The organism is Verrucomicrobiales bacterium, from assembly GCA_016793885.1.
Taxonomy (GTDB): domain Bacteria; phylum Verrucomicrobiota; class Verrucomicrobiia; order Limisphaerales; family UBA11320; genus UBA11320.
The window spans coordinates 65906-87309 of sequence record JAEUHE010000042.1 but is presented as its reverse complement, the minus strand read 5'-3'; the positions used below and the strand labels follow the sequence as shown (position 1 = coordinate 87309).

The window sequence follows — 21404 nt, the reverse complement described above, 5'->3', positions numbered from 1 at the left end:
GAGAGGTGTTGGCCCGAGGGAAACACATCAGCGAACCCGTAGCTCACTCCACCTAAAGGGGAATCGATTGAGGAGACGATGATCACAGGGTATTCAGCAAGGCGCACAGCTCCAAGATGCTGGCGCGCTCAAGCGATGGGTAATTGCCGATGTAGAAACCGAAAAAGTGGACATGATCCACGCGCGGAAACTTGAGACACTCCTTCTCGCCGAACAGCTTTTTCAGATAGGGCTGCCGCAACTGATTGCCCCCGCCGCTGGTGCCGCGTCGGAACTCCACGCCATGCTGACGAAGCCGGTCCATCACGCGGTCCCGCAACGCCTCATCCGGGTGCCTCAGAATGAGCGTGAAGGCGTAGTTGCAGCTGCCTTCGGTGGCGAAATCGACTTGATACCGCTCCGGATCGAGATTCTCCAGAAAGAGCAGGAGGTTCTCGGTCCGCCGACGATTGTTCGCATCGAGCCGCTTGAGCTGCGACCGCCCCATGATGGCGTTGAGCTCGGTACTGCGAACGTTATAGGCTGGAAAGGCAAAAATGAAGTCCGGGTTCAGATCCGGGTGCTGAGTGGTGAACCGCTGCTTCAGATCCACCGATGTGCTCTCCCGAACCATGCCATGCGATCGCAGCATGCGCAGGGTCTGATACAACTGAGCGTCGTTGGTACAGACCATGCCGCCCTCAATCGTGCTCAGGTGATGCGCATAGTAGAACGAGAAGTTGGACATCAGCCCGAGGCTCCCCAATTTGGCGTCACCAAAGCGGGCACCGTGCGACTCACATACGTCTTCAATCAACGGGATCCCCCGCCGCTGAAGCTCATCGAGAAGGACCTGATCAAGCCCGTTGTAGCCCAGGATATGCGTCAAAAACACGGCCCGCGTCTTGGGGCCCAGCTTGCGGATGACCTGATCGATATCCATCCCGAGTGTGCGCGGATTGATATCCACAAAAACCGGGTCCAGTCCCGCCTGCAGCACCGACGCGATATCGGAGACCCAGGTCAAGGTGGGAACAATGACTTCCCCTGGCCCGTAGTGCTGGCGCAGCGCCGTCATGCTCAGCAAGTTGGCCGAGGACCCCGAGTTTACGAAAACGCTGTAATTGACTCCCAGCCATTCCGACCATTCCTGCTCGAAAGCGCGAACCTGATTCGACTGCGTCAGGATCGGATCATCCTGCTGCAGATAGTGAATCACCGCGTCGAGATCCTGACGCGAGATGTTGTTTCGCATCAGTGGCCAGTTCAGGTTCTCCGATATCTCACCCTGAGCTTTGGATTTCGATAGGATCATAGCTGATTAAAGTAGAGTTCAGGCGGCGACTTTCACCGCCAGAGGATCGGGCCGGAGGGTGTTGCCGTGGAGTCCGTAGAACTCCTTCACATGGCAGATGGCACTGCGCCCCATGGCAACCACCGCCTCGGCGGAATTTCCAGCAATGTGCGGGGTGCACACGAGATTCGGCAGCCGAAGGAAGTCCAAATCGTTGGGAGGCTCCACGGCATAGACATCAATGGCGGCACCGGCGATGGTGCCAGCCCGCAGGGCGTGCTTGAGCGCAGTCTGATCCACCACATCTCCGCGGGAAGTGTTGATGAGGTAGGCGGTCCGGCGCATACGGGAAAGCGCATCGGCATTGATGAGATGCCGTGTCTCCGACGTGAGCGGAACATGCAAGCTGACGGCATCAGACTGTCGCAACAAGTCCTCGAGTCCAACCTCAGTCACGCCCGAGGAGGCGCAGAAATCTGAGATGTCCGCGATGTCATTCGCGAGGATCCGGCAGCCGAAGGGTTTGAGCAGCCGAACAAGTTCACGTCCGACCTGGCCGAGGCCCACAATTCCCACGGTTAGCTCGGAAATCTGTCGTCCGCCAACCTTGTCCCACATGCCATCGCGAAGTTTGCGAGTCGCGAAAAACAGATTTCGACTGAGGCCGATCAGGCACCCAACAGTCTGCTCCGCGACGGCGTAGCGGTTGACGCCCGGCGTCCATCCAACCGTGACTCCCCGTTCCTCGCAGGCCTGCAAATCCACATTATCCAATCCCACTCCATACTTGGCGACCAATTGAAGCTTCGGGCAGCTGTCGAGCAATTCGCCAGTAATCTTCTCCAACCCAACGATGGCGGCGTCTGCGTCGGCCAGATAACGGGCGAGAGCCGCCCCCTCGAACCGTTCCCCGAGGGAGTTAAGGACGGTGCGAAGCGGCAGCTCCGCTACGTCCATCACCAAGGATTCATTCTTGGAGAAGGACGGCGAGGTGACTTTGAGTAGAGGCGGAAGACGCACCGGATTAGGGGGTTGAGTTAAAACGATCGGGCGGTGGAAGGGATGGTCGGCATCCGGCTCCGGGGGTTGGAATCGGCGCGAGAGAACTCGGTGACCCTCTGAGCGATGGTGCTGACGCCGAGGCCGGATTGCTCCAGCACATGATTCCGGCCGCCGTTCTCGAAGAAGTAGCGGTCGGGCAGACCCAGGCGGAGCAGCGGTTTGCTGACCCCATGATCAACCCACGCTTCGGCGATGGCACTGCCAAAACCTCCGGCGAGACATTGTTCCTCCAGGCTGACGACATGGGAGAAACGGTCCAGCTGCCGAACCAGCTCACGAGAAGCCAGCGGCTTGATCCGGAACAGGTCAAACACCGAGACGTCGAGCCCCTCCATCTTCAGCTGCTCCCGAACCGCCAAAGCCCGATGCAGCATGTAGCCGCTGGCGACGATGGCCACCTCGCCCCCGGACGCCACTTCACAGAACCCGTTGGACATGGCGGCTCGAAAGTTGCCCTGATAGACATTGGGAAGCGCCGGTCGCTCCAACCGGAGATACCGGAAAGCGGGTCGCTCGCAGCACTCGATGGTCATCTCACGGGTCGACTCCTCGTCGCAAGGCGTCCAGATCTCAACATTCGGCAAGGCCCGCAGACAGGCGACATCCTCGGTCGTATAATGAGTGGGCCCGGCGTCGTCATAGCCGAGGCCGACACCGACCGAAACCACGGTCACGGGTTTGTTCATCGCGCCGAGTGCGACCTTCAGCTGCTCGTAACAGCGAGCGGTGATGAAGCTGGCCATGGCATAGGTAAAGACGGTCTTGCGCGCGCTGGCCAAGCCGGCTGCGACATCGATCATATTCTGCTCGCAGATACCGGGATAGATAAACTGGCCCGGCAGCTCCGCGCGGAACTGGTCCAGAGACTCAGCTCCCAGATCGGCGCTGAGGAAGAGCAGATTAGAGTTCGTCTTGGCGCGAGCGAAGATCTCTTGAATGAGCACGTCCCGCATGAGTTTGGGTTTGGCAGACATAGTAGGATTTAAATTCAGTTCGCGATGCAGTTCGTCTCGAGATCACGCCAGGCTTGTTCCTGTTGCGCCGCGTCCGGCATCCGATTGTGCCATTCGCTACGGTTCTCCATGAATGAGATCCCCTTCCCTTTCACGGTATTGGCAATGATGGCCAGGGGCTTCCCTGAGGTCTTGCCCTGACGCGAGTAAGCTCCTAGAAGCTCCTCGTAGGAATGACCGTCCACGCTGACAGCCTCCCAACCGAAGCTGCGAAACTTCTCTTCCAGGGATCCGATGCTCAGCAGTTCCTCGGTCTTGCCCATGATCGAGAGCCCGTTGCGGTCGACGATGGCCACCAGGTTGTCCAACTCGTAGTGCGCGGCGAAGTAGGCTCCCTCCCAGACCGAGCCCTCGTAACACTCGCTGTCGCCCAGCACTACAAAGGATCGTTGATCGCGTCCGTCTTGCTTGGCGGCGAGACACATTCCCGAAGCGATGCCCAGGCCGTGCCCCAGCGATCCGCTGATGGCATCGATTCCCGGAATGCTCGGATCGGCATACATGCGCAGAACGGCGTCCTTCTTGGTAAACTGCGCCAGTTCGCGCTCAGCCACCCAACCGACGTCAGCCAGAATGGGGTAAAGCGCCATCGCAGCGTGGCCCTTGCTCACAATCAGACGATCGCGCTGAGGGTCCTGGGGCTCGCCACGACGGTAGCGCAGCACCCCGCCGTAAAAGAGTCCCACCAAAATCTCGGTGCAGGAAAAAGAGGACGGGATATGGCCCTTCTTCGTGGCCATGACCATCTTGAACAACTCGCGGCGCAACCAGTGTGATTTGGCGGCGAGGTCAGGAAGCATGGCTTTCTGGGAGTGGGTGAGCGCAGGGGCCTGAGACTTGGAACGCGAGGAAGTGGAGGTGCGTGGCATAGACAATGATTAGAAGTCGACTTTAACGAGATTGTTTCCGATGGCTTCCAGTCGAGTTTCGCTGGTCGCGGCGACCTCGGCTTTTCCGCCCGACCACTCGCGAAAGGCGATGATCTTGCGGAGCCGGCTGTCCTCTTCGGCAGCAGTGTAGTCCTGCTCTTGGTCGTAGAAGATGACCTGGCTCCCCGAGGTTTCGAAATTGAAGGGCACGTGCAGAAAACCCTCGAGCTTCTCGCGGATGTGATTGTGATGACGGGGCGGCGCAAACAGCAGAAGGAATCCTCCGCCGCCCGCTCCGGTGATCTTGCCTCCCAGTGCTCCGGCAGCTCGGGCGGTCTCATAGATGTCATCGATCTCCGGGTTGGAGATCTGGTCGCTCATCGCGCGTTTCGCCTGCCAGGCCTCATGCAGCAGGTCGCCAAAGGCTCGGATTTCTCCCGTTCCGGACAGAATGGAGATTGCCTCCTCCACCATGTCGCGGAGGATCCGCAACTGCCGCCGTTTGGACTCGATCGTGGGAACATAGGTGCTCGCCACCTGCGCGGCGGTCCGCTTGATGCCGGTGTAGAACAACATCAGGTGGGAACTCAGCTCCTGCAGACGCGATGGGGGTAGTATCATCGGCCGCACAGAAATCTCTCCGGACTGGTGGAAGGAGATGTGATTGAATCCCCCGTAGGCAGCTGTGACCTGGTCCTGCGATCCCACGGTCTCCTTCAGAACCTCCTGCTCGAGGTGAATGCTCTCCATCGCCAACTGGTGCTTGCCGGGCATTCGTCCCTTGAGCGCATACAAGGCGTGCAGAAGCCCCACCGTGAAGGCCGAACTCGATCCCATCCCGCTTCGGGCCGGAAGATCGCCGTCGTGGTGCACTTCCACCCCTCGCTGAAAATCCAAAAAACGGAGGGTCTCTCGCACCGAGGGATGCTCGATCTCCTCAACCGAGTTGCAATTCTCGATCTTGGAGTAGACGACGCGGATCCGATGTTCGAAGAAGGGCGGCAGATGGCGACATGTGAGATAACAATACTTGTCGATCGAGGTCGCCAGGACCGCGCCGCCATGCTCACGATACCAACCAGGATAGTCCGTTCCCCCGCCGAAGAAGGAGATCCGAAATGGAGTGCGAGTAATAATCATTCGATTCCGATTCCCTGGCCGATCCCCCGTCTCCGGGGAGCAGGCCAGTCGGCCAGGATTACCTGGCTAGGCTGCGAGCTTCTTTGCATCGGCAAAAAATTCACCCGCGCGCGCGAACGATTCCGGTGTTCCGATATCGATGAACCGTCCCGCGGAAGGAAAACCGTAGATCCCTTCACCCATCCAGCCGGGAAGCAGATCCCGTTCCAGCGAGATGGCTTGCGCCGCCGGAACCCGGGAAATCCAGTCCTTGGGCAACAGATAAATGCCGGCGTTGATCCATCCCGGACGGATCAAGTCGGATTTTTCGAGGAAGTTCTCCAACCGCCCATCGGACGAAAGGGTGACTCGGCCATAGCGTCGGGTGTCTTCCTCGTAGCGAAGCACCATGCTGGCCGGGAGACGACGTTCGAGATGCGCCTTCCAAAAGGCAGCCAGGTCCACTTCGCAAAAAGAGTCTCCGTTCAACACCATGACCTGATCGGTTGAGAACCGGTCGGAGGCCAAGCGCAAGGCACCACCCGTTCCGAGTGGCTGCGGCTCGATCGAATAGCGCAGTTGCAGCGGGCCGAACGTGTCACCGAGGCACTGCTCGACCTGTTCAGCGAGATACCCCGCGCAGATGACGACCTCGCGGAAGCCTTGCTGAGCCAGGGTCTCGAGCCAAAAGGAGAGAAAAGGCCGACCAGAAATCTCGGCCAAGACCTTAGGGCGGTCATTGACCACCGATCGAAGTCGGGTACCCAAGCCGCCAGCGAGGATTGCCACGGTGGGCGCACCGACAAGCCTGGGCTGCCGTGCGGAGGGAAGCATCGGAAAAAAAGCCCGCGTCATAGTCCTGGGGGGAAAATCAGACGTTCTTGTAACGACCCCGGCCCAGCATTCGATAGCCCTTGATCAACTCCTGGATGCCGTCCTCCAAGGAACGACGGGCCTCAAAGCCGGCTTCCCGAAGCCGTTGGTTCGAAACAACGTAGTTGCGCTTGTCGGGATCGCTGCCGATCTCGGCGAAGTGAACATAGAAATTCGGCACGTACTCCTTCACCTTCATGGCCAGCTCGCCCTTGGAAAGGTTCGCAGAGTCCAGACCCACATTGAATGTGCGCCCGATCATCCGCTCACGGCTGCGCAGACAGTGGACGAAGCAGTCAGCCACATCCCGCACATGGACGTAATTGCGCTTAAAGTCTTTCTCAAAGATGGTCAGCGTGCCGTCGGTCACCGCAGCGAGCACGAAATGATTCACCAGCAGGTCCAGTCGCATCCGGGGGGACATGCCAAAGACCGTGGCCAGGCGGAGGCAGATCGTGTTGGCAGAGTGAAGCAGCAGCTTCTCCGCGGCCGCCTTCGTTTCGCCGTACAAGGAAATCGGTTGAAGCGGGGTTTCCTCGGTGCAAAACATCTCGCCCGTCTGGGTTCCATAACCGCTGTTGGTCGTGGGATACACCACCAGCTGCTCCTTGGAACGAATGCGGTTGAGCATCGCGATGGCATCCAGGTTCAGCGACCGAGTCATGAGCGGATCGCGATCGCAAGCGCCAACTCCCACCATGGCGGCCAGCGGGATGACCGCATCCACCGTCTTGAGCACACCGCGCATGACCTTTTCGTCACGGGCGTCAGCCCGAACGAACTCGAAGTCGGGGTTGCCACAGAGATGGAACAGGTTCACCTCTCCATAGAAGAGATTGTCGAGGGCGAGGACCGAGAAGCCCTCGCGCAACAAAACTTCGCACAGTACCGAACCAAGATACCCAGCGGCACCCGTCACCAGAATTTTTGATTTCATGCTAGAAAAGGTAAGATCCGGAGGAACTACAGCTCACAGATCCCCTCGCAGTAGTTCTCAGCCGACTCCTCCCACCCTTCGCTGGGCGCCACGGAACTGGGGAAGTCGGTGGCACGCATCGCCTGAGCTGCCACGTAGTGCCCCAGTTCCAAAGCCAGGGTGGCGCTCGGTGCCGAGGCCAAACAAACGTGCAGAGAGTTTCGTCCGGAAACAAATTGGAAGTCCTCGGCCAGATCTCGCTCGCTGGCGATGGGCTGAGTGCGAGTTCCTTCAGGGCTGGGCAAAATGTCCTCGCTTCGCAGCTCGGGAACAAGCCGCTGCAAACGCCGGGTGAAGGCTTTCAGCTGAAACCAGCTGCTGGTGTCGATCAGTCCTCGGCGCGCCTGCCGACCAGACCGGGCTGCGGTGTCATCGGAACGCAAGATCTGTTTGGCCTCGCTAAAGTTGTGAGCCCGCGGCTCGGAGGAGGCGACCTGCGAGGTGGAGGCGGCGGATGAGAAATTGGGTCCGACGAAGACTCCGCCGTGAACCGAACGAGTGAGATGGGCGCTGCCCGATCCCGCTCGAGAGTCGGGAACCGGAAAGACCAGGTGACGAACCAGATGGTTCCGGTCGGAGCGCAACTGGAAGTAGTCGCCACGTACCGCCTTATCCCCGCCGGAGACCTCCCCTTCCGGATCGGCCGACCGATCGTTGAACAAGCCCGCACAATTGATCAGGAATCGTGTCGAAAAGACCCCTTTGTCGGTGCCGAGACGAATCTCCCCCACCGACCGTTCGATGCTTTCAAGCCGCGTCGCGAGCCGAAGGTCCACTCCGCTCTGGAACACCAGTTCCGCCAGCTTGTCCGCCACTGCCACGAAGTCGACAATACCGGTCGTCGGCACATGCAGCGCGGCAATGCCCCGGACATGGGGCTCACGCTGCCGAAGCTCCTCCGGGCTCATTCGTTTGACCGGCACGCCGTTGGCGCGTCCACGCTCAAACAGCCGGTTTAGAGCCGGCAGCTCATCCTGATCCGTCGCCACGATCACTTTGCCGCAGACCTCGTGAGGCAGGGAGTGTTCCTGACAGAAACGCACCAAGCGCTCGTTACCAACCCGGGCGAGTTTCGCCTTGAGCGAGCCGGGTTGGTAGCCAACGCCTGAATGAATGATGCCGCCTCCTTGATCTGCAACATGAGCGGACCAGGAGGTCTCCTTTTCCAGGACTCGAATGAGAAGTTGAGGATTCGATCGGATTAGGGAACGAGCCACGGCGAGTCCAACAATACCGCCGCCTACCACCACGATATCGGTCATAAGCTTCAGCCTTTCTGCTTGGGTTGTGAGTTTGGTTATGGTTGATCTTGGAATACCGGCGCCGAACGGCTGGACGTCCGAAGCCGGCGCGAAAATTATTGCAGCAGACGCAGGACGCTCTGCGGAAGCTGGTTGGCTTGGGCCAGCATCGCTGTGCCAGAGTTAACCAGGATCTGATAACGAGCGTATTGGGTGGACTCATCGGCCACATCGACATCCGTGATCCGTGACGAAGCGGCGGTCAGGTTCTCCTTGCTGATCGTCAGCTGATCTGAGGTGAACTGCATCCGCGATTGGTAAGCGCCGATGTTCGCGCGATCCGTTGCGAGCTGGGTAATGGCAGCTTTGACAGAGGTAAGTGCAGTCGCGGCGGCACCCACGGTGTTCACTCCGCTGGCGGTAGCAGTCGTGTAGGTCGCCGCGCCGAGGTCCACGCCGGCCATGGAGAACGTGTTGCCGTCCGAGTCGACGGTGACATTCAGGCTGGAGCTGGAAAAGAGGCTGACACCGTTGAACTCCTTGGTGGCGGTGTTGGTGATGTAGCTCGTGATCTGGGTGAACTCCGCGTTGTAAAGGGACCGATCCGCATCGGACTTCGTGACGTCCTGAGCCAGGATGGCCAATTCGCTGAGCCGATCAAACGCCCGGGCAATCTTCTTCAGGTACCCGTCCTGCACTTGGGTATAGGAGATGGCGTTGCCGACATTTGACTTCGCGGCGTCGATGCGTCGGGTCTGAGCCTCCAAACGTGAGGACACTGCCAAGCCGGCGGCGTCATCGGCGGGTTGGACAATCTTGGATCCAGAACTGAGCCTGGCCAAAGAGCGCGCGAGCATAGACTGGCTGCTGCTCAGGTTCGAAGCCGCTGTCTGGGCCTGGATGTTTGTGTTGATTACCATAATCGATTACAAATCAGGGTTGGATCTGGACTATCTATCTTAAAGGGGTTTGGTGCCGCTGTTGTTTCCGTCGCCCTCAGGGTTAACTGGGGTAGCGGACGGTGGAACAGTTGGTCCGCCGGACACGGGCGGGTTCAAGGCCGACCCATGGGAGCCCGGCTTGTTCTTGGAGAGCCTGGGCACAGGTCGGCGGCCGGTGGTCGCTGCCTCGCGGTTGTTGCGCTGGATTTCGTCATAGACCTCTTGCCGATGGACAGGAACATCGGGAGGAGCCTCGATGCCCAGCTTGACGTTTTCACCGTCCAAGCGAACGATCTTCACGATGATCCGACCGTCGATGACGATGTTCTCGTTGACTTTCCTGGAAAGAATCAGCATAGGGTCCGTCCTTAGCCCGCGATCGGAAGTGGATGTTGCACGTTGAACGCGGCGGCGTTCACCGGGATCACCTGCTTGGCGATCAGAGTTCGCCGATTGATGACAATCGGCCCCTTCAGGTTGATCGAAGCCCCGCCGTTTCCGCGCAAGGTGACGATGTTGAAGATGATGGCGTCGTCGGGTGCCTGAAGCCCCAGGAACTCGACATCCTCATCGCTGAGATCCGGCTGGTAATCCGGAAACACCAGGAAGGGATTCATCACGAGGAAAGACACCTTGGGCTCCTCGGCCATCTGCAGCCAAAGAAAGGGCGCCTCCTTGGGATCAGAGAGGATGACGTATTGCTTCGCCTGTTCAAAGCCGAGCAACCCGTATGGCATCCTCACGATGCTTTGGCTTTCGTTTGCTAGAGGCTCAGCCTCGTTTGTCTCAGCAAATTTCATAATTCCATTTTTCCACTGCGGAATGTGCTTAGCAGTGCCCGTGCCAGGGTTCTGCTGAGGAAAAATTGCCGATTTCAGCGCCACCCTCCCCTGGACGCCCGTTACAACCGGCAGATTTTGAGGGGGGGACGGCGGGATCACTGTGTCCTAGGCAAAAACCGCCGTTCAAAGATCTTTCCCACCGGTCGGTGCGCTCAACATCGCTCAGGAACCGGTTCTCAACACCTCCGCTGAATGGGCCGAACTACCGGGGAGCAGCGGAGGAGAACGAGAAAAGGAGCGCGACAGAACCGAAAGTTCCCATCGCAGAGAATCCAGGATTCGTCCGACCGCCAGCGATCATGAGTAGCCTACTATGCGGGTCCTAGAGGGCGCGCTTGGATGGTCGATAGAAACCGGGGGGCGAGTGGATCTGGGGCTCGCCATCCGGGGACTCAAACAAAGTTGGGGAGGAAAACTAATGACTATCGGGAAACGTATCTCTTTTGGATTCGCTGTGGTGCTTTTACTGTTCGTCACGGTGGGGGGCTGTTCGTTCGTGCTGCTACAGGAAGTGAAACGGGAGTTAGGTTCTCTGACAGCGGAAGCCCTTCCGGGTGTGCTGCAGTCGGGACTTATCAAGGCCAACGCCTCAGAAATCCAGCTGGCAGTGTTACGACACTTTCTCTCGAAGACTGCCGAGGAGAAAGACGCATTTGAACAGCGGATTGAAAACCTCAAGCGGACTAACGACAAAGCGATCACGGACTATGGGAAGTCGATCACCGACCCGGAGGATCAAGCGCTATTTGACCAGTTGAAGAGCGCGCGCGAGGATTACATAGGCGTACGCAGGAAGCTCCTGGTGTTGAGTCGCGAGCAAAAATTAGAGGAGGCGACGGAACTCAACCGGGTCGGGCTCCGTCCGGCATTCATCGCCTTCAGCGAGAAGTGTGATGCCCTGTTTGCACTCAACGAACGAATGAGCGAGGATCTGGCGAGAACCGCAAGCCACGTCGTGCGGCAAGCCTATAATGTCATCCTGTGGGCCACGGTACTGGGGATCATTCTGGGTTTCCTGATCGCTGCCAAGCTGGTTCGTGATCTCTCGAACCAGCTCAACGTCCTGTCCCTAACTATCTCCAGCGGGGCCAATCAGGTGGCGAGCGCATCGAGTCAGATGTCCTCTGCCAGCCAATCGTTGGCAGAAGGTGCCAGCGAACAAGCCGCGGGCCTGGAGGAAACCAGCGCCTCCTTGGAGGAGACTTCCAGCATGACCAAGAGCAATGCCACCACCGCCCAGTCGGCGAAGAATGTCGCCCTGCAAACGCGCAACTCCGCAGATTTGGGAACCGAACAGATGAAAAAGCTGATGGCGTCCATGGATTCGCTGGGAAAGGCGAGTCAGGAAATCACGAAGATCTTGAAGAGCATCGATGAGATCGCCTTCCAGACGAACATTCTGGCGTTGAATGCCGCCGTGGAGGCCGCACGTGCGGGTGAAGCCGGCGCGGGGTTCGCCGTCGTCGCGGATGAGGTCCGAAACCTCGCCCAGCGATGCGCGTTGGCCGCCCGAGAGACGGCCTCCAAGATTGAGGAGAGCGTCCTCAGGAGTCAGGAGGGGACGCGCATCAGCTCGGATGTGTACCTCACCTTCGAACAGATTCAAATCAACGTCAAACAGCTCGACGGCTTGGTTAACGAGATCGCCCAGGCTTCGGTCGAACAGAGCACCGGAATCAGCCAAATCACCCAGGCTGTCGCCCAAATGGACAGCGTCACCCAGGGCAACGCTGCCGCGGCAGAGGAGTGCGCCAGCGCCAGCGAGCAACTCAACCAACAGGCCACATCGCTGAAGCAGGCGGTGGCCGCAGTCCGGAGGCTGGTCACGGGCAACGACGAATCAGGTTCTGACCACAGCCCCGAAATCCATCCTAGGCCATCAACCACCGTGAGCGGCCGGCCGAAGTCAGGGTCGACTGGGGGCGGGACGCCCCCAAGAGGGACTGGGAGCAGCCCCAACGCCATCCGCTCTTCACCCCGGACTGTGGCAGTGGAGGCCCCAGGGGAGGCTTTCAAGGACTTTTGAAAAGCAACCCTGACCTGGCCGATGCCGTCGGACGCCAAAGATACCCTTGAGTAAGCGATTAAGCGCTGTCATGTGGCAGGCAAACCCTCCTTTTGTCTTTAAGTGAAGCCTTTTTACGCCGATGGCTTAGAAGACGGATGCGCTGGCGTGGGAGGTGAACCGGGGCGGGACAGGATAAGAGGCGCCGGTCAGCAGGAGCCGCCAGACGCATTTCCGACAGATAGGACCTGAGACGTATGCAGTCGATCACCACCGAGGAATCAGCGTTGGAGTATATCGTCACGACGATATACGAGAAATGCCGAATTCGGCTTCATGACGGCAAACAATCTCTGATCAAGGCGCGCCTGGGCAAGCGCATGCGGGCGACCGGCTTTGAAAGCTTGATCGACTACGTGGAGTTCCTCCGCACTCGCGCCAATCCGGAAGAGTGGACGAAGGTGGTGGACGCTCTCACCACGAACTTCACGAACTTCATGCGGGAGGAGGACCACTTCCAGTTTCTGGTCAAGACGGCGCTCCCCTCGGTATTGACGCCCGGGAAGAAGAAGTTCCGCATCTGGAGCGCGGCCTCCTCCACCGGCGAGGAACCTTACACCATCGGCTTCTTCCTCAGCGAGCACTTCCCCACTTCCCAAGGTTGGGATTGGAACATCACCGGATCGGATATCTCCACCAAGGTGCTGGCCACCGCTCGGCAAGCCATCTACGCGCAGGAACGCGTAGGCACGATCCCCCCGGAATGGCTCCAACGCTACTTTCAAATCGGCCAGGGGGAATGGGCGGGGCATTACCGGGTCAAGCCCTCAGTCACCGGCCGTGTCTCATTTCGCCAAATCAACCTCATCGAAACCTACGAACACGGACAGCCGTTCGAGATCATTTTCTGCCGGAATGTCATGATCTACTTCGACCGCGCTACGCAGGAGGCCTTGGTGACAAAGCTTTGCCGTTGGCTGCAGCCAGGCGGATACCTAATCATAGGACACTCAGAAAGCCTGACGGGCCTCAAGCTACCGTTGCGCTGTCTCAAACCAAGCATTTACCAACTCGCCTAAACGCTGAACACATGCCGGCCCCATCACTAGCGGCAATCACGGGATTCGACCAGAAGCTGGTCGTTGGCGTTGCAGACCTGGCCGTCTCCAGCAACCCAAATGTCGTGCTCACCACCTACTCTCTAGGCTCGTGCCTCGGGATCACCATCTTCGATCCAGTAACCCGGGTGGGAGGCCTGCTGCACGCAATGCTGCCCGACTCGTCCATCGACCCGGTCAAGGCTGCAGCCCAGCCTGCCATGTTCATCGACACGGGAATCCCCGCTCTCTTCCGTGCGGCCTACCAGCTCAAAGCGGACAAGTTCCGAGTCCAGATCTGTGTCGCTGGGGGCGCGCAGGTGATGGACGGCAGCGGATTCTTTAGCATCGGCAAGCGCAACTACGAAACGCTGATCAAACTGCTCAGCCAGCACGGCTTGGTCGTGCGGGCCGAACATGTCGGCGGCATGGTCAGTAGAACCGTTCACTTGGATCTGAGAACCGGTGTGGTGAAGCTTAAAGTCTCAGGCCAAGATTCGGAGGTGATTCTATGGAAAGGATAGACGAATACATTCAGAAGGCGAAGAAGCTGCCGCCGGCCCCGCGAGTCCTATCGGAGTTGATGGATCTTCTGCAGCAGAACGATGTCGACAACGCCAACGTCGTCCGTCTGGTCACCTTCGACCCATCTCTCACGACGAAAATTCTTCAGGTCTGCAACAGCGCCGCGTTCGCCGGGGCTGACCCCGTCGCCGATCTCCACGAGGCTATCATGCGCATCGGGTTCGGTGAGGTTTTTCGCATCCTGGCGGCCATTCTTAGCGAGCAAGCTCTCAGTGGAACCCAGACCGGATACGGACTCGGTCAGGGCGAGCTTTGGGATCACTCCGCCATCACGGCCATCGCAGCGCAGACCATCGCCCGCGACCGCGGGCTCGACCAAAACCTCGCGTTTACCGCCGGATTGCTCCACGACCTGGGCAAAATCGTCTTGGCCACCGCGCTCGAAGGTTCATACAGCCGACTGGTTGAGGAAACAGAAGCCAAAGGACACTCCCTGCTCGAGGCGGAAAAACTGGTGCTCGGAGCCGATCACGCGGAGGTCGGCGGCCGGCTGCTTGAGAAGTGGAAGTTTCCTGCCGCGTTGGTCGCCAGCGTGACCTGGCATCACGATCCCGCCAAGGCCAAGCCTCACCAAGCCATGGCGGCGTGTGTGTATCTGGCCAACCTAATCGCTGGTTTCACAGGCCACAGCTACGGGTATCAAGCGTTTGCGGTCAAAGGCCGCGATGAGGTCATGGAGATCCTGGGGCTCAAGACGGACGCGCTGCCGCTGCTGATGATCAAGACGCTCGAGGAAGCCAAGAAGGCCAACATCCTCGCCGTGGCCTAACCCCAAGCCCCAAGCGAAAGCACATGCAAAAGAGAATCCGCGTTCTGGTTGTCGATGACTCGGCCATCGCCCGCAAAGTCATCACCGAAAGCCTGGCCGATTTTCCGGAGATTGAGGTCGTCGGAACCGCCATCGATCCCTACAACGCGCGCGATCGAATCCTTGATCTCAAACCCGATGTTCTGACGTTGGACATCGAGATGCCCAAGATGGATGGATTGACCTTTCTGCGGTTGATCATGCAGCACCGGCCAATGCCCGTGATCATCATGAGCTCCCTGACCACGGCCGGCTCCTCCAAAGCCATGGAAGCGCTCGAAGCCGGGGCAGTGGACGTGATGGACAAGCCCAGTGGTTCGTTCTCAGCCTACGAGGACGGTTCACGTCTGGCGCAGAAGATCAAAGCGGCAGCCTGCGCACGCACGCGACGGGCCGCTCTGGATGTCGCCGGGCGCAACAACCGGCCGATGGGGACCAGCCCGGCGGTTATCAAGAGCCACGGGCAAGGACGATCCTATCATCCCCGCAGCCTCATCCTCATCGGCTCCTCAACCGGAGGACCCGAGGCACTGAACCAGCTCCTTCCCACTTTCGCCGGGGACCTCCCGGGGATCTGCATCGTCCAACACATCCCCGCCTATTTCTCGAAGGCCCTGGCCGAGCGCCTCAACCACAAGTGCCAGTTGGAGGTCCGTGAAGCAGTCAAGGGTGACATCGTCACTCCGGGCTGCGCGCTGATCGCTCCCGGTGGCTATCACATGATTCTCAGATGGACCGGATCGCACTACTCGGTGGAACTCGGGGTGGGACCGCAGCTTCACCATCAAAGGCCCGCCGTCGACGTGTTATTCGACTCGGTGGTCAAAGCCGGGGGGAGCGATCACTCCACTTCGGTGATCCTGACCGGCATGGGATCCGATGGTGCCGCAGGACTCCTTCGCCTCAGGCAGGCGGGATCCTACACCATCGCCCAGGATGAGGAATCCTCGGTGGTATTCGGGATGCCGCGGGAAGCGATCCGCCTCGGCGCCGTCGATCATGTTCTTCCCCTGGACCGCATGGGAGCCGAGATCGAGAAGTCCGTGGCGAGGCTGGTGCGCGTGGGTGTTCGAGCGGTCGCCTAGTGTCATCTCTCGCACGACGATCCCCTAGCGGGCGATAGCCGGAGCCGAGGCGTCCAGCGGGACCACCCGACGGATTCGGATAGAGCGAAACGCCACCTCGTTGCCCATGTGTTGAAGACAGATGTGTCCCTCCTTCTCGCGACCGAAACGGGGCAGATTCTTGAACTTGCTCTGACCTGTCAGCGCCTTGAACTGGGGGCTCTCAAGATCAAACTGAAGCACCTGCTCCCCGTTCAACCAATGCTCCACTTTGGTTCCAACCACCTTGATGATCGAGACGTTGTAGCCACCCGGGGGCTTCACCGCGGCGGAGGCTTTCGCCCCAGCTACATCGTAGAGTGATCCGGACGTGCGGTTGAACTGCTTGCCATCAGGATGAGCGGCATCATCCAGTAGCTGGTATTCGAGCCCGGAGTGCCAAGTTGGCCCTTCGTCCTCCATCACCCGGTAGAGCACACCACCGTCTCCTCCTGCGGCAACCCGCCACTCCAGCTCCAACTCAAAGTCCTGATACATCGCCAGGCTCACCAGATCGACCTGCGGAGCCCCGGCCAGGCTCTTCAGCTCGCCTTTCTCGACCTTCCAGCTGCGTTTGGGAAAGTCATAGAGCTTGTAGCCACGGAACTGGTGCGCCTTGCGGGAGAACAGGACCTCCCATTCGCCAGGCTTCAGCGGCTCGGATTTCCGGTCCCGCGCCGGCGAATGCATCGCACCTAGTAGTGAAACCAGAGCCATCCAAAACCGCCATCCCGTTGCGCTACCAAAAGTGTACATCATAATATCCGTGATCCATGTTCTGCCTGGCCGATGATGCTTACAATGAGCCATAATCAGGCCGGAAGCTCAAGAGACCCGAGCCAGAGATTGATCCCGTCTCGCCCCTCAGTAAATCCTCATTCTCAATACCGGGGAATCCCCGGCACTCAGGGATTCGCCGCCGGAACGACGGGCGGTTCCATCGCTTCCCCCAGTCTCAGATACTGCCAAATGGCATGGATTTGCTTTGACGCCTGCCCTTCCAGAATCTCTCCCAGCTGGCTCTGACCCTCCTCGTCAAAATAGGCGGGCATCTTCGTCTGAGGATCGATGGAAATCGGGGAGGCCATCCATCGTTCGAAGAAGCTCCGTTGCAAACGCCGTCCGGAGTAGGCCAGGTTAATCCCCTCGCTCTCGAACACCTCCAAGGCCGGAACCTTGCCCACCGCGTGACAGGACACACAGGAGAAACCGCCATCCTTGCCCAGCAGCTGGCGGCCAATCCGAGCGAGTTCTGGATCCGGGTCGGCCTCGGCGGCCGTGCGGGAAGCAACGCCATGGCTCAAGGCCAGTCCCTGGGCGATCCCGGTGGCATAGGCCGGAAAGGCAGGCATCCGGGCCGGCATCCAGATCTCCCCCTTGGGATGCCGCTCGGCACGAGGTTTGTAGGGAATCTTGCCTGCGATGAAAGCCGCCGCCCACTCCGGCTGCAGCTTTCCTCCCAGAATATCGAAGGCAGGAATGCCCGCCATCGGACCGTGACATGCGCCACAGCGCAGCTGTGCCGATTGGCGAAGACTGAATGCTGCAGCCGTGTCCTGCCCGAGGGAGGCGAGATCCGTCCGCCCCAGTTCCCGCAGGCTCCGACGATCCGTTTCGCTCAGGGAAAACTCGGGGGCTCTCCCCCGCCCTGTAGCATTGGTCGCCAGGCAGCCCCGGGTCCAGTCTTGTCGCTTCAACTTAGCCAACGGGGGAGCCGAGTACTCATTCGGCAGCGGGAGGGGGTGGCAGTTGAGGCAGCCCGTCGACGTCACCAGTTCCCGTCCACGCGTCACCCACTCAGGTTTCACCGCATCCTGCCGCTCTTCCGAACGCTTCGCTGCGCCGATCAGGAAAGAAGCCAGCTCAGCAGCCTCCGGCCGGGAAAGATGGAAATTCGGCATCCGGCTCCAGCGGTCGTGAGCCTCGGGTTTCAGCAGGTATGCCTCCAGCTCCCCCGGGGGAAACTTTTGGGACACGTCAGCGAGGGAAATAAGCTCCCCCGCCCCGCTCGCGCCAGCTTGCAGCGTGTGACACGCCGAACACTGAAGCCGCTCGTACAGCGGTGGCAAGGCGATGGATTCTCCGGCGGGACCCTGAGGGTCCGGCACCGACGCCGGCGCCGGGGCTGGAGGAATCGTGCCGCCCGCAGGCAGCTTGAGGGAACTGAGATAAGCAGCCACAGCCCGGGTCTGCTCCGCCGCACCAGGGCCAACCAGCAACCTCGGCATGCGTGCGTGCGCACGCATGGACTGGGGATCCGAGAGCCAGCGCTCAAGCCATTCAAAGCGACGACGTGAACCGATTCCCTCCAAGGACGGCGCATCCATCGTGTGTTCCGGCATCCCAGCCTGGAGAGCCGGATCCGCGTGGCACCGCGAGCACCGCAGCTCGGCAAACCGATCCCGTCCCCGATGCCGGTCCAGGCTGATGGTTTCATCGGGAGTGACGGAGTGGGAAAGCACTGCGGGCGCGATAGGCTGCAGCAGGAACTCTTTCTCCCCCCAGAACAGTCGCAGGTAGGAGTCTCCTCCTCGAACGCTCTCATACCTCAACAAGAAGGCGTTCGTCCCTTTATTCAGCCGCACCGCCTTCGGAGTCAACAGCACTTGATTAGAGCCCGCTCCAGACAGCACCGAGCGCCCGTTGATCTCCAAATCCATTTTTCCCGCGAACTCCGCTTTCAAAAGATAGTCGGACCGAAGCTCGGAGGAAAGAAACCCCCGCCATGAGACCGTGAAATCGCCCGGGGGAAGCAGCGGGGTGGGCGGCGTGCCCGCTGGCACGAACAGGGCGGGCCTTTCGATGACGAGCTGGTCAGCCCCGCTCGCGGCTCGAAACTCAGCCTGCAGCCCGGCGACCAATTGGGCGGCGGCTTTCTGTGAAAGCAGAAACGATAGCAGAACACATGTTCCTACCAGCCCGGGAAGATGGAGGCCCGGGCACCTAAGAATATCCAGGCGCAACACAGCCCACATGATGCAGAAAAATCAGGAAAAGCAAAAAGGAAAGAACGGCGAGAAGCTCAGGGGATAGGAAACAGGAATTGGAGCGGACGCCACACACGTTGACGCCAGTAAAGCTCGTTGTGCTGGGCAACCTGTGCCTCCCGGAACTTGTCCTCAGGAAGGCCCAAGGGACGCAACTGATCCGCAGTCAGCAGGGATTCCTCGACGTGAAACCAGAGGTCCATGCCGTCTCTCCATCCGATTCGCCGAAGCTCGCAGGTCACGGCCGCCGTGCAGGATCGACCGTCATCACCTCCATCTCCTGAGCTGGCTCCCGAATCCAAGTAGACCCGGATCGGCTTTGGCGGGCCCCCATAGGGCCGCAGAACACGCTGCAGGAAATGGGCTCGCTCCACCTGGAAGGCTCCCGACAGGCTGGCGGCCACGCCAAACACCTGAGGATGATCCCAGGACAGGACCAGACTGCAGAGGCCGCCCATCGAAGCACCCAGCACCCCCGTGGTTTCGGGCCCTGGCAAGGTGCGCAGCCGGCGATCCAACATCGGTTTCAATTCCGTGATCAGAAAAGCCGCATACCGCTCGTGCTCTCTATTCCCCGGCGTGCGGCTGCCGGGCGCCACCCGCCCACGATACTCCCGGTAGCGACGGGGAGTGTTGTAAACCGCAACCAAGATCACCTCCCGCATGCGAGCGGCTGCGACCAGGCGTTCCACGCTGCGGTCGATTTCCCACGTGCCCCAGCCGTAGGCGACCTGCGGCCCCTCGACGCTGAGCATGTTCTGTCCGTCGTGGAGATAAAGCACCGGGTAGCGGAATTCCGGACACGCCTCATACGACGGCGGAAGCCAGATCCGTATGGTTCGACGTTCCGAGAGGATCCTAGATTCCAGCTGCTCAGGCAGCAGGGCTCGCCCCCTGAACTCCGCAGAACCCTCGACCGAAGGCGGCAGGCTCAAGCCTGGTAAATCCAAACGCATCACCCAGGCCGTTTAGCGAGATGATGCGCGCAATGCAAGCGCACTCTCCGCTTCGGTAGCTCTGCTCGAGTCGAGAGGACTCAGCAGGACAGGCTCTTCCGAAATCCGCCCCTCCCGCTCCTGAACACCAACCATGAAAGAGCCAGCGCGCAGGCGGTGAATGCCAGGCTGTTGGGAGTGCGGGCGGTCCACTCGTGCCAGGGCCAGGGAAAGCGAAAGAATGCGTAGTTCAAGCCGAAGAACAGCCAGGTCCCCGCCAACAGGACCGGTCGGAGGCTGCGAGCAGCCGGAGCGTCTTGAAGCCCATTGCGCTGCAACCAGACCGCCAGGGCCACCGCCATGCCCACCGGGATCGCCAAATACACCACCCATCCCAGCCAAGGTGCGATCGCGTGCTGCTCATAAACCATCTCGCGCAGAGTCTTGCCCGCAATGGGAAGCACGGTCACTGGGATAATCCAATAGGACCATCGTGCATCTCCAGCCACGGCCACAATCGGTATCAGGCCAGCCACCAAACCAAAGTCATAAAACTCGTTTAACCATTCCACCGAGAAGAACTGCTCACCCACGAGCAAGCTCACATGGGCCATCAGCAAACCCCAACCCAACCCGGCCGGGAGGGGTCGCGAGTTCGATGCCTCGGGAGGATGAATCCGATGCCGATTCACCCACAGCCCCAGGCCAAGAACGCCTCCCATGATTGCGCCAAAGGTCGTTTCCATCCAGTTCCACCAGTTGATGAGTGGATCCACGCCGGCCCACACGCCGCTGCGGAAGAAATCAAGGTGCCACGCATGATAGGACTGCAAGGCCTGCCCCAGTGGAAAACCAAGTGCACCCCCGAGGAATCCCCACAGGCCTAGCCGAAGCCCAAGGCCATCTCGTCGGGCGTATCGAACGTAGACCAGCAGGCCGATCCAGGCGGCCAGCATCCCGCCCCAGACCTCCCGCCGAGGTTTCAACACGGCGCCCGGTTCCCATCGCCAGTCGTCGGAAAAATACACGAGAGGCAGCCTCCGTTGATTCGGGTTGAAAGGCTCGTTCAACGCCTGGATTCCGATCCAGCAAAGCCCGAGGAGTCCCAGCATCAGCCAAAGTGATTCCCACGCCCGATAGCGTTTACCTCCCAGCCCCATACCCAGGAAGGCCCCACCAAAGCCAATCCAGAGGCCTCCCTTAATGGCTAGCCCCAGCATCCCCCACCCCAAGGCCTGGTGATTCCCCACCAACTCGGCATCATGAGTGAGCCCAACGGTCTGACCATAGGTCATCGATCCACCAAATCCCATGGCGATGGTGGCCCAGGCGACGGCGCGCAGAGCATCGACTCCCGAAAGCCCCCGGCCAAAGAGCAGCACCAGCGTGGAGCTCAACAGCAGCCCGGCAATCATCGCCCCAGTTTCGTGGCCATACTGACCGCGAATGCCCCAGGCCATCCCCCCCGCGCAGGCGCCATAAAGGACCGCTTGCCACCAAGTTCTCCTCGCATGAGAACCAGAGCCCCCAGGAGTAGCTTCGTCGGTCGCAAGGCAAATACGAGCGCAAGTGGTCATGGTCATTGGGAGTGTTGCTAGGATCCTACCAACTCTCCCGTTCGATGCAACAACTCGCAGTGCCAGCCCGAACTCAAGTCATTCATATTCAGGCCGAT

The 21404-nt window shown here is 59.9% G+C and carries 20 protein-coding genes; 5 read left to right on the top strand and 15 right to left on the bottom strand.

Annotation, left to right across the window (positions count from 1 at the left end):
- Positions 1-82 precede the first annotated feature (82 nt).
- The 11 genes from JNN07_05415 to JNN07_05365 all read right to left on the bottom strand — a co-directional run bounded on the left by JNN07_05415 (position 83) and on the right by JNN07_05365 (position 10167).
- Complete coding sequence (locus JNN07_05415; protein ID MBL9167157.1) at positions 83-1294, bottom strand: DegT/DnrJ/EryC1/StrS family aminotransferase; 1212 nt, start codon at positions 1292-1294, stop codon at positions 83-85.
- An 18-nt stretch (positions 1295-1312) separates the two neighbouring features.
- Positions 1313-2293, bottom strand: coding sequence for a phosphoglycerate dehydrogenase (locus tag JNN07_05410; protein ID MBL9167156.1), 981 nt, complete (start codon positions 2291-2293; stop codon positions 1313-1315).
- Between the two features lie 17 nt (positions 2294-2310).
- Positions 2311-3309: a hypothetical protein gene (locus JNN07_05405; protein ID MBL9167155.1), complete on the bottom strand. Its 999-nt coding sequence runs from the start codon at positions 3307-3309 to the stop codon at positions 2311-2313.
- A 14-nt stretch (positions 3310-3323) separates the two neighbouring features.
- Positions 3324-4217 (bottom strand): transketolase, encoded by an 894-nt coding sequence (locus JNN07_05400; GenBank protein ID MBL9167154.1) that lies wholly within the window; start codon positions 4215-4217, stop codon positions 3324-3326.
- 9 nt (positions 4218-4226) lie between these two features.
- The gene (locus JNN07_05395; protein MBL9167153.1) at positions 4227-5357 is read right to left on the bottom strand and encodes a hypothetical protein; all 1131 of its coding nucleotides are present in this window, start codon (positions 5355-5357) and stop codon (positions 4227-4229) included.
- 66 nt (positions 5358-5423) lie between these two features.
- Positions 5424-6191 carry a nucleotidyltransferase family protein gene (locus JNN07_05390; GenBank protein ID MBL9167152.1) on the bottom strand — a complete coding sequence of 256 codons (768 nt, stop codon included), beginning with the start codon at positions 6189-6191 and terminating at the stop codon, positions 5424-5426.
- Positions 6192-6207: 16 nt separating this feature from the next.
- Positions 6208-7146: an NAD(P)-dependent oxidoreductase gene (locus tag JNN07_05385; GenBank protein MBL9167151.1), complete on the bottom strand. Its 939-nt coding sequence runs from the start codon at positions 7144-7146 to the stop codon at positions 6208-6210.
- A 26-nt stretch (positions 7147-7172) separates the two neighbouring features.
- Entirely contained in the window at positions 7173-8447 is a 1275-nt protein-coding gene (gene lhgO / locus JNN07_05380) for an L-2-hydroxyglutarate oxidase (GenBank protein MBL9167150.1), read from the bottom strand.
- Positions 8448-8542: 95 nt separating this feature from the next.
- Positions 8543-9346, bottom strand: a complete 804-nt coding sequence (locus JNN07_05375; GenBank protein MBL9167149.1) for a flagellin — start codon at positions 9344-9346, stop codon at positions 8543-8545.
- A 39-nt stretch (positions 9347-9385) separates the two neighbouring features.
- Positions 9386-9724, bottom strand: coding sequence for a carbon storage regulator CsrA (csrA, locus tag JNN07_05370; GenBank protein MBL9167148.1), 339 nt, complete (start codon positions 9722-9724; stop codon positions 9386-9388).
- Positions 9725-9735: 11 nt separating this feature from the next.
- Positions 9736-10167, bottom strand: a complete 432-nt coding sequence (locus JNN07_05365) for a flagellar assembly protein FliW (GenBank protein ID MBL9167147.1) — start codon at positions 10165-10167, stop codon at positions 9736-9738.
- 460 nt (positions 10168-10627) lie between these two features.
- Between JNN07_05365 and JNN07_05360 the strand changes: the two genes are divergently transcribed.
- The 5 genes from JNN07_05360 to JNN07_05340 all read left to right on the top strand — a co-directional run bounded on the left by JNN07_05360 (position 10628) and on the right by JNN07_05340 (position 15789).
- Positions 10628-12235: an MCP four helix bundle domain-containing protein gene (locus tag JNN07_05360; GenBank protein ID MBL9167146.1), complete on the top strand. Its 1608-nt coding sequence runs from the start codon at positions 10628-10630 to the stop codon at positions 12233-12235.
- A 236-nt stretch (positions 12236-12471) separates the two neighbouring features.
- Positions 12472-13293, top strand: a complete 822-nt coding sequence (locus tag JNN07_05355; protein MBL9167145.1) for a protein-glutamate O-methyltransferase CheR — start codon at positions 12472-12474, stop codon at positions 13291-13293.
- An 11-nt stretch (positions 13294-13304) separates the two neighbouring features.
- Positions 13305-13835 carry a chemotaxis protein CheD gene (locus JNN07_05350; GenBank protein MBL9167144.1) on the top strand — a complete coding sequence of 177 codons (531 nt, stop codon included), beginning with the start codon at positions 13305-13307 and terminating at the stop codon, positions 13833-13835.
- Positions 13823-14665, top strand: coding sequence for an HDOD domain-containing protein (locus JNN07_05345; GenBank protein MBL9167143.1), 843 nt, complete (start codon positions 13823-13825; stop codon positions 14663-14665). Before JNN07_05350 ends, JNN07_05345 begins: the two co-directional genes overlap by 13 nt.
- Positions 14666-14688: 23 nt before the next feature.
- Positions 14689-15789, top strand: a complete 1101-nt coding sequence (locus JNN07_05340; GenBank protein ID MBL9167142.1) for a chemotaxis response regulator protein-glutamate methylesterase — start codon at positions 14689-14691, stop codon at positions 15787-15789.
- Between the two features lie 24 nt (positions 15790-15813).
- Here the strand turns inward: JNN07_05340 and JNN07_05335 are convergent, their stop codons facing one another.
- The 4 genes from JNN07_05335 to JNN07_05320 form a co-directional block, all read right to left on the bottom strand.
- Positions 15814-16566, bottom strand: coding sequence for a DUF1080 domain-containing protein (locus tag JNN07_05335; protein ID MBL9167141.1), 753 nt, complete (start codon positions 16564-16566; stop codon positions 15814-15816).
- A gap of 146 nt (positions 16567-16712) precedes the next feature.
- Positions 16713-18782 (bottom strand): hypothetical protein, encoded by a 2070-nt coding sequence (locus JNN07_05330; protein ID MBL9167140.1) that lies wholly within the window; start codon positions 18780-18782, stop codon positions 16713-16715.
- 47 nt (positions 18783-18829) lie between these two features.
- Positions 18830-19750, bottom strand: a complete 921-nt coding sequence (locus JNN07_05325) for a hypothetical protein (GenBank protein MBL9167139.1) — start codon at positions 19748-19750, stop codon at positions 18830-18832.
- 80 nt (positions 19751-19830) lie between these two features.
- Positions 19831-21306: a hypothetical protein gene (locus tag JNN07_05320; protein ID MBL9167138.1), complete on the bottom strand. Its 1476-nt coding sequence runs from the start codon at positions 21304-21306 to the stop codon at positions 19831-19833.
- Positions 21307-21404: the final 98 nt, after the last annotated feature.

What these genes read in the sequence shown, in the direction of transcription:
- JNN07_05415 (MBL9167157.1), bottom strand. Translation starts at nt 1,294, where the DNA reads ATGATCCTATCGAAATCCAAAGCTCAGGGTGAGATATCGGAGAACCTG.
- JNN07_05405 (MBL9167155.1), bottom strand. Translation starts at nt 3,309, where the DNA reads ATGTCTGCCAAACCCAAACTCATGCGGGACGTGCTCATTCAAGAGATC.
- JNN07_05400 (MBL9167154.1), bottom strand. Translation starts at nt 4,217, where the DNA reads ATGCCACGCACCTCCACTTCCTCGCGTTCCAAGTCTCAGGCCCCTGCG.
- JNN07_05395 (MBL9167153.1), bottom strand. Translation starts at nt 5,357, where the DNA reads ATGATTATTACTCGCACTCCATTTCGGATCTCCTTCTTCGGCGGGGGA.
- JNN07_05390 (MBL9167152.1), bottom strand. Translation starts at nt 6,191, where the DNA reads ATGACGCGGGCTTTTTTTCCGATGCTTCCCTCCGCACGGCAGCCCAGG.
- JNN07_05385 (MBL9167151.1), bottom strand. Translation starts at nt 7,146, where the DNA reads ATGAAATCAAAAATTCTGGTGACGGGTGCCGCTGGGTATCTTGGTTCG.
- lhgO (MBL9167150.1), bottom strand. Translation starts at nt 8,447, where the DNA reads ATGACCGATATCGTGGTGGTAGGCGGCGGTATTGTTGGACTCGCCGTG.
- JNN07_05375 (MBL9167149.1), bottom strand. Translation starts at nt 9,346, where the DNA reads ATGGTAATCAACACAAACATCCAGGCCCAGACAGCGGCTTCGAACCTG.
- csrA (MBL9167148.1), bottom strand. Translation starts at nt 9,724, where the DNA reads ATGCTGATTCTTTCCAGGAAAGTCAACGAGAACATCGTCATCGACGGT.
- JNN07_05365 (MBL9167147.1), bottom strand. Translation starts at nt 10,167, where the DNA reads ATGAAATTTGCTGAGACAAACGAGGCTGAGCCTCTAGCAAACGAAAGC.
- JNN07_05360 (MBL9167146.1), top strand. Translation starts at nt 10,628, where the DNA reads ATGACTATCGGGAAACGTATCTCTTTTGGATTCGCTGTGGTGCTTTTA.
- JNN07_05355 (MBL9167145.1), top strand. Translation starts at nt 12,472, where the DNA reads ATGCAGTCGATCACCACCGAGGAATCAGCGTTGGAGTATATCGTCACG.
- JNN07_05350 (MBL9167144.1), top strand. Translation starts at nt 13,305, where the DNA reads ATGCCGGCCCCATCACTAGCGGCAATCACGGGATTCGACCAGAAGCTG.
- JNN07_05345 (MBL9167143.1), top strand. Translation starts at nt 13,823, where the DNA reads ATGGAAAGGATAGACGAATACATTCAGAAGGCGAAGAAGCTGCCGCCG.
- JNN07_05340 (MBL9167142.1), top strand. Translation starts at nt 14,689, where the DNA reads ATGCAAAAGAGAATCCGCGTTCTGGTTGTCGATGACTCGGCCATCGCC.
- JNN07_05335 (MBL9167141.1), bottom strand. Translation starts at nt 16,566, where the DNA reads ATGATGTACACTTTTGGTAGCGCAACGGGATGGCGGTTTTGGATGGCT.
- JNN07_05330 (MBL9167140.1), bottom strand. Translation starts at nt 18,782, where the DNA reads ATGTGGGCTGTGTTGCGCCTGGATATTCTTAGGTGCCCGGGCCTCCAT.
- JNN07_05325 (MBL9167139.1), bottom strand. Translation starts at nt 19,750, where the DNA reads ATGCGTTTGGATTTACCAGGCTTGAGCCTGCCGCCTTCGGTCGAGGGT.
- JNN07_05320 (MBL9167138.1), bottom strand. Translation starts at nt 21,306, where the DNA reads ATGACCACTTGCGCTCGTATTTGCCTTGCGACCGACGAAGCTACTCCT.